This is a genomic window from Acinetobacter sp. WCHAc060033 (assembly GCF_004209125.1).
GTDB classification, from domain to species: Bacteria; Pseudomonadota; Gammaproteobacteria; order Pseudomonadales; family Moraxellaceae; genus Acinetobacter; species Acinetobacter wuhouensis.
The window spans coordinates 1-1268 of record NZ_SGSW01000146.1 but is presented as its reverse complement, the minus strand read 5'-3'; the positions used below and the strand labels follow the sequence as shown (position 1 = coordinate 1268).

Annotated in this window: 1 protein-coding gene; it reads left to right on the top strand. The window is 39.0% G+C overall.

Annotated features, from left to right (window positions below):
• Positions 1-345: 345 nt before the first annotated feature.
• The coding region (locus EXE10_RS20975; RefSeq protein WP_130114595.1) for a replication initiation protein at positions 346-1268 on the top strand (923 nt) is incomplete at its 3' end.

Sequence of the window (1268 nt, the reverse complement as noted above, 5' to 3'; positions counted from 1 at the left end):
TTCTGCTTTTGGTTCTAAATCTCCATTTGAAAAAAACAGCCCCTCAACCGAGCTTTAGCGAGGTTAAAACGTCCGAGCTTTAGCGAGGGCATAGGGCTGTTTTTCGTGTAAAAACCGCTTTTCTTTTTTTCTTTTTTTCTTTTTTTCTTTTTTTAGGAGGGGTGAAAGCCTTGCTGTGTAAGGCTTTCAGGAAGGTAAATGGGACAAAATAACGGTCAAATGGGACAAAATAACGGTCAAATAGGAGAAAATAACGGTCAAATGGGACAAATATCACCAAAATAGGACACTTCTATTATTGTCCTATTTGTGTGATACTTGCTCAAAATCCAACTAGGTTTTGTCATGAAAGAAACAAACCAGATTGTCAAAAAATCAAATGACCTGATAACAGCAAAATATCGACTAACGATCATTCAGCAATACGTTTTGCATAACGTGATTTCCCAAATCCACATTGAAGATACCGACTTTAAAAAATACGAGGTGAATGTTCGTAGCATTGCCGAAAATCACGGTATCGACACTAAAAATGCGTATCGCTACATCAAAAAATCAGCCCTAGAGTTAAATAAACAACCAATCATCATTGGTGATGAAATCGAGGGCATAGCACTGAATTGGTTTTCATCGGTACGCTACAACAGCAATCGAGGGACATTACTTGTCGATTTTCACCCCGACTTAAAGCCTTATCTGCTTCAATTGCAAGGCTACTTCACGCAATATGAAAATAAGAATATTCAGCGATTTAAGTGCGTTCATTCCTTGCGTTTTTATGAATTTCTCAAGCAAAAACAGAACCTAGGGAAAGGCAAGGAGTTCTACGTTGAACTGACACTTGCGGAGATCCGTTCAATGTTTTGTTTTTCTGATGGGGAATATAAAAACACTAAGGATTTAAGAGTTCGTGTGATTGAACCAGCACTCAAAGAAATCCACGAACAAACCGATTTAAGCATCACGGATACTCAATTTTTAAAGAAAGGGCGCTCAATTCACTCGGTTTACATCACAGCCAAGCCCAAAACAGCATCAAAAATGGCAAAAAACAGCGATTCTGGCGTTTCTAAGCAAAAAACCGTAGAAATCCCTACCAACATCGTGAAACAGCCTGAAAACGCAAATATGGGCGATTTACAGCACAGGGCGAGCAAGATCACTGGGTTAATCATGTCTAATCGTTTATCAGATCGGTTTAAACAGGGTGATGAATCAATTATGCAGATGATGGCACGTATCCAAAGTGAGATCACAACCGATGCAAT